Genomic DNA, 6,466 nt, shown 5'->3' on the forward strand with positions numbered 1-6,466 from the left:
TATTCATTCATTATCTAGAATTATTCAAAATAACAGAATGGATGGGTCTTTCTGTAAACAAAATCTTTATTCTATCCGATACATACATAAGAATGGTTTGCTGTTAAAAATAACCTCTTAAACTCGCAATTTGAATTTTGTGGTAGCTACGAACACATGTAAACACAAGGTAGTTGGCGAACATGCCTTGTGCCGCTAGGAAGGAGATATGAAAGCATTTGGACGTACTGCAAAAAGGAATAGGGTATGAAAGTCTACGCTTATACGGTCCTTTTCAACCTCAGCATATGGAACAATTGCGAATTACCAGGGCCGTTAACGATCATGTATTCCTATATGTGAGCGGCATGCTGTCGGAAGAACAGGGAGCCGCGTGTATTGGACAGGACATGGAGCAGGAACCGATTGTTATACGTCAGTTAGATGAGCAAGGGCAGTCGCTTAGACGTTTATTTCATGGGTTAATTACACGCATGTCTGTGCACTGCATACGGGGAGTATACACTTTTGAACTGGAGGCGGCCTCGCATTCCTATCAAATGGATATCAAAACGAAAAGGCGCTCCTATCAGGATATTCACCGTACTTATGATGATCTAGTCACTACAATGGTTCGGAAGTACATGTATGGAGATGCCATTGATACGGTGACTAATTATGCTAAATTAGGTACTTTTGTTTTACAATATGAAGAAACCGATTGGGCCTTTTTAAAGCGTCTTGTCTCTCGATTTGGTTTGGTACTTGTACCGGAGATCACGGCTGCATCACCTAAGATTTTCTTTGGAATGCCAGAAGGCAAGCGGTACAAGGTGGAACGAGATGTATTTTACAGGGTACGAAAAACGTTTCATGAGTTAGATACAGGAAAACCAGGGGAACGTGCTGGCGCTTATGTCACCTATACGATTGAAAATCTGCAATACTATGCGCTGGGTGACTTGATTACGTTACCCATCGGACAAGGCAAAGAGCTGGTCGTTGTGAGGGCAGTGACAGAGTTAAAGGACGGTTTACTCCAAACTCGTTATGATCTCCAAGCCGAACAGGATATTCAGTATGCTCGGTATGAAAATGATCAAGCTATCGGGATTTCACTCACGGGAACGGTGTTGAAAGTACAACAGGATTTGGTACAACTTCAACTGGAAATTGATCCGAAGCAAGACCCAGCTAAAGCTTGTTGGTTTCCCGTAGCCACCCGTTATGTCGCGGAAGAACATAGCGGCTGGTACGACATGCCTGAAGTTGGGGAACAAGTGGAGTTGTATTTACCTACACACTGTGAACAGGAAGCCTATGTGACCGATTCCTTGCGACAACATCGCCACGCCAATGGACAGCCAGATGTGAAGGTATGGAAACACGTACAAGGTAGCGGCGTAGAAATGTCTGAGCAGGAGCTGACCCTGTCCACTTCCGATGGGTTTTCGATTACACTACATGAGGATACGGGGATCACCGTCAACAGTCCGGGGAATGTACAGATTCAGGGCGGTCATGTAAAGCTGGATGCAGGTCAGGAACTATCACTTGAAGCTGGAACTGCACTATACTTAAAAGGTGGGGCCAGCAGTATGGTGCTGGATGGTGAGACGGATACCCAAGCCCCGATCATTTATCAGGAAGGTACGGTGAAGGCTCCTGTTTTCGTAGCTGACCTCCCTCCTGTACCCGAGCCGCCGTTGATGAATATTAAGGCGTATGAGGCAGCCCAATCGGCAGCAGCCAACGCTTCTTCCAGCAGTACAACTCCTACTCCTACGGCAAAGGTTACAAGTCCAGCGGCGCTTCAACAGGCCAATGCACTGCTAGGTACGGTATCCAAGTTATTAGGCTCCATTCCAGTAGTCGGGAAAGTGGCCAATGTGATGTTGAATACATCGGGTGGACTAGCAGGTAAAGTGGCGGCAACGGTTTTACAAGTATCCGCAGCAATCCCTGTTCGGAGCAAAGGAACGCCTACCTTGGGAGCGTCTAAAGAAGCGGGTGTCCATCCGTTAAAACATTTGGCAGGTTTGGCGCTTCAAGGATTGATTAGTCAGTACGAGCATGAGCAAGCGAAACAAGCCTATTATAGCAAGTGGATTTTAGGCAAAGTATACACGAGTGCGCGTCATGTGGCGCATTCCGGTGGTCCCCTAGAGCTCGTTCAAAACTTGCTGAAAGAATCGAATGCTATGGCTCATGCCTATCAGCAGATTCCCGCCGAGTTGAGACAACGCTGGAGGGCGAACTACGAGAGTTACATGGCTCAACAAGCAAAGCCAAAGGAAGAAGAGAAATCTCAGTCGTGGTGGGATCTTATGGCCGCAGGCCAGCTCCAGAATGCAAAAAACGAAGCCATTATGGCGAAGCAGATGGGGAACGAGTTGGAGTATATCGCAGATGTGAGTGGAGAAGTTGTATTAGGAGCAGGAGCAGCAGTTGTAGAAGATTATTCATTTGGAATAATGAAAAAGGAATACGCCTCCGATCATCCGATGGCGCGTAAAACAGGTGAAGTGATCGGACATACCTTGACAACTGTAGCCGGAGCCGTAGAGATGACTGGAGCAGTGGCAGAAGGATTCTTTGGTGGTTTGGTAACGGCTACAGGAGTAGGCGCACCTGTAGGTGTGGGTGTCATAGTACAATCTGCCCTTTTGGGAGCACATGGGGCAGGGGTAACGTATACCGGAGCATCCAATAGTGTTCAAAGTGCTAAGGATCTGTATCGAATGTCTAAAAGCGAGGGGCCAAGTCCCAATAGCTCAACGCCGTCTAAACCTTCCAGTGCAAAGTCAGGCAAGAGCGAAGGAACACCTGCCTCACAGAAACCGAGCAAACCAAACGAGAAGCCGCCCGGAACTAAGGGGGCGGGTAATGCTAAGCCAACCAAAGGTGAATTCGTTGGGAACATAAATGAGTTAAAACCAGCAGAGAAAAAAGTAGCAAATGATTTAATAGAAGAAGGGAGAAAGGTTGAAAGGATTCCAGAGTCTACAATACATGGAGAAAAAACGCCTGATTTCAAAGTAGATGGGGTTTTGACTGAACTTAAATCTTTGCAAAATCCTAATGTTAATACTGGAGTTGGGAGAATAAAGGATGGATTTAAGCAACATGCGGAAAAAGTCATAATTGATGCTAGAGAAGCAGGGCTTACAAAAGAACAAGCGAAGCAAATTATTGATCGAGCTAAAGGGACTTATACAGATAGGCAGATTCCAGGAAAAGTGGAAATATGGACAAATGAAGGGAAAATTACGAACTAGGGGGAAGGTTAATATGGCTAGATTATTGTGCAAATGTGGAGAATATTTATCTACAGTAGAGGCTCCCAACGACGTTCAACTTCATGTTTATACTGATAAGGAATGGGATGATATTATAAACATGGGGGATTTAATTGATCCCCTTTCGATACCTGATCCCAAAAATGAAGTGTGGCACTGCACTAATTGTGGAAGAATTTATATCTTTAACGAGGATAATACAGTTAAAAGGATTTATTCATTAGAAGAGGACACTGAAAAGTGAAAGTTGAAATAAAACAGGGTTTAAAGCTTAACAATGTGATTGCAAGAACCAATACCTAAAATCTAAAGCCCCTAATGGCAAAAGAAGGACGTTCAAACGTCCAGAAACGGCCTTAGGGGCTGTTTTCACATTGATACTACGGTCTGGGTTAGTCAAAAGCACGGACAGAGTATACCCCTTTTTTCTTACTGTAGGGATTGCCTAGGAATGAGGAGAATACAGTTTATATAAAAATAAATACATTTTCTAAACCTAAAAGTGGAGACCATAATGAAGCCTAAAATGATAACTAAAGGATGGAATAAACACGATCTTTGGAAGGGATGTATACTTTCATCTATTGCGCACGCAATTATGGTGGCCCATTACCCTGAACTGTCCTATGAACATTCTTGGGATGGAATGAACTACGGTGTTATTGACGGAACAGGTGGGAGAGCAACAATTACATTCAGTGAAAAGTATTGTGTTGCAGCATTCCGAAATGACAATGTTACTCGTTCTGATATTACAGCTGCTATTGATTTTTTTGAAGGAGCACCCAATGGAGTCTTGGAGCTAGCGAGAAACGAAACTTTGGAGTATCTGCTGGAAGAAGGGGAAGATGGTATATCCATCCCTTCCATTACAACAGCTTTTTGGGGAGATCAAGATAACACGATCTCTGTAGATAATGTAGTAAGGATCGTTTTAAATGGAGGCTATCTTTTAGAAATACAGTTAATGGAATATGATTCAGCGGTTGAATCTTGGCGAGATTATTATGAGATGACGGATGAACAAGTTGATCTTCTTAAATCAATATACACGAGAAAGATTAAAGATTTAAGTAATGACATAATATTAACCAAGAAAGAAATTGAAGCGATTGGAACGAGTGATCCTGAGGGATTGAATGAAAGCGAGACTTCCTTTGGGGAAATTGGAATACGTTGGGGCAATTAACGCTGGGTAGTAGATGTTATCGTCTTGTTTTATCTGAGTGACTAGCGACGATACTGACTTTGGCGTAGTTTGACGCTTTCGTCGGTATCATCGCTTTTTTTGGAATGGAAAAGGGAAAGAGGAAAGACGTTTTATTGCTTTACGGTGAGTAGTACTAATACATATTTACGAAGAAAAATGCAGACTTCTTTATAACTATTTATTCCAGTTTTTATCCGTTTAAGAGCAACCATATTACCGTCGTCATACTATTGACTCTTAGCTATCACTTCAATAATTTAACATAATATAACTTTTAAATATTATCCCGGTACGTAGAATAAATTGTGTACAAGCCTATCAGTGCCAATATAAGGATAATGTAAACAATAATTACGGGCAACCCGAAGGCTACTCCATTACCCAATGCAATACCTATTTTTCTCATTGTTTTTCACCTCGTTTTTTTGTTTATTCTTTTCAAATGGAAGATTAACTAACTGGTTAAACAGCGTTTTGGTCTGATCCGATTTTAAAAATTCAAGTATCATCTGGTGTTTTCCAAAAGCAAGCATAGCTAATATGAGATAGCGAATTAGTGTTACATTCCTGAAAGTGAAGCCACCTGGATAAAACCTATTAACCTGATGTACTATTTCCTTTAAAACAGAGTTAACGGTGGGACTTTCGCTTACAGCCTCAATTTCATTCCAGTATTGTTGAATGCAATGGATAATTTCTAGAATGTTGTCATAGTCATCTTTTTCTGAACGTTGTATGGACTCTTTTATCGTTCGTAAATTTAACCAGTCCAAGAACATATCGGCATCAGCAATAGTTTGAGTTGTAACATTTGGATTAGGTCTAGAGAAGAGCTTTAGTCCCTGACATGTCATACTACTACCTGCTGCTAACAGTTGTACAAGACTGAGGATATTTCGGAAAGATTCTTTCTCTGCCTCCTGTTGTTGTTTTAATTCTTTAAGATCTTGATTTGAAGGCCGCCCTGGTTTTTTCTTGGGTACAGATTCTTCAATCATCTCATTCAAAATGTAGTCTGCAAATTCTGGATCTTTAGTCTTGTTATTGACCTCGGTGAACTTATCCTCAATTTCAAGTGCAAAATTATAAACCGCATCCTTTAGTTTATGCCATGAAATATTGTACCCTCGCCAAAACAGTGTGAATATAATGTGTTTTTGATTTATCCCCTTCAAATTTTGAATCTCCTTTAAAATGTCCAAGGACTCCTCAGTAAAGTGCGATAGAGTTCCTTTGGCTCGGCCTCTCCCTTTTGTATCAGAGTATAACAAACCCAAGTTGATATATCGGTTCAATTTGCTCTCTGTTATTGGTATATTCTTAGCTTGGGCATTTGCTATCAACTCTTTTTTATTCATATCATTGACCCCCTTATAACATGATTTTAGATCTTGATTAAGCTGAAAACCATAGCATTTGCATGCATAAATGTAAGTGCTATAGTTTTCATACATGGAAGGAGAAGGGGGGTAAATAATAGAAAGAAGAATTGCGTTTTTCATTTTTGTGTAGAATATTCCGTTGTAATGCCTCATTTTTCTTAGTTAAATTAATGCTACTGATTTTGGTGTGAAGCAATGCTTTAGTCGGCTCGTTGCTATGCTAATAGTGCTGATGGGGTAGCTATTCTTGAATAACTTTCAAACTTCTTTACATTTTCTTCTTTTCAAAGAAATCAATTAATGACGACAAAAAACGACATTTTTTCGCGTTGTTAATGTTATTATAACTTTTGGCTCTTGCCTTTCTGATTTGATAATCCAATAGATCTAGCTTCTTTGCTCCTAACTCTAATACAAAAGATTTATATAAGTTGCACTGTAAATGTACGACATGCACCCTCTCAATGTAAATTCTTAAAATTTAACAATTAGCAGTCTATTTTCTTTATAACGCATAACAAGAAACTACGACTGAAAGATGAAGTTTCGCTAGCAAATATATTAGGATTTTATATATGACGGATTGTAATATGAAG

The 6,466-nt window shown here is 40.9% G+C and carries 4 protein-coding genes; 3 read left to right on the forward strand and 1 reads right to left on the reverse strand.

The window, feature by feature from the left end; translation table 11 throughout:
- Positions 1-218: 218 nt before the first annotated feature.
- The 3 genes from ACIFQM_RS24330 to ACIFQM_RS24340 all read left to right on the forward strand — a co-directional run bounded on the left by ACIFQM_RS24330 (position 219) and on the right by ACIFQM_RS24340 (position 4,467).
- Positions 219-3,257 (forward strand): contractile injection system protein, VgrG/Pvc8 family, encoded by a 3,039-nt coding sequence (locus tag ACIFQM_RS24330; protein ID WP_430039875.1) that lies wholly within the window; start codon positions 219-221, stop codon positions 3,255-3,257.
- A gap of 13 nt (positions 3,258-3,270) precedes the next feature.
- Positions 3,271-3,522, forward strand: a complete 252-nt coding sequence (locus tag ACIFQM_RS24335; RefSeq protein ID WP_430039873.1) for a hypothetical protein — start codon at positions 3,271-3,273, stop codon at positions 3,520-3,522.
- 270 nt (positions 3,523-3,792) lie between these two features.
- Positions 3,793-4,467: a hypothetical protein gene (locus tag ACIFQM_RS24340; RefSeq protein WP_430039871.1), complete on the forward strand. Its 675-nt coding sequence runs from the start codon at positions 3,793-3,795 to the stop codon at positions 4,465-4,467.
- Positions 4,468-4,865: 398 nt separating this feature from the next.
- Here the strand turns inward: ACIFQM_RS24340 and ACIFQM_RS24345 are convergent, their stop codons facing one another.
- Positions 4,866-5,846 carry a hypothetical protein gene (locus ACIFQM_RS24345; RefSeq protein WP_430039869.1) on the reverse strand — a complete coding sequence of 327 codons (981 nt, stop codon included), beginning with the start codon at positions 5,844-5,846 and terminating at the stop codon, positions 4,866-4,868.
- Positions 5,847-6,466: the final 620 nt, after the last annotated feature.

Source organism: Paenibacillus sp. NRS-1782 (genome assembly GCF_050467685.1).
GTDB classification, from domain to species: Bacteria; Bacillota; Bacilli; order Paenibacillales; family Paenibacillaceae; genus Paenibacillus; species Paenibacillus terrae_A.

Coding starts and splice junctions, on each gene's coding strand:
- ACIFQM_RS24335 (WP_430039873.1), top strand. CDS start 3,271: ATGGCTAGATTATTGTGCAAATGTGGAGAATATTTATCTACAGTAGAG.
- ACIFQM_RS24340 (WP_430039871.1), top strand. CDS start 3,793: ATGAAGCCTAAAATGATAACTAAAGGATGGAATAAACACGATCTTTGG.
- ACIFQM_RS24345 (WP_430039869.1), bottom strand. CDS start 5,846: ATGAATAAAAAAGAGTTGATAGCAAATGCCCAAGCTAAGAATATACCA.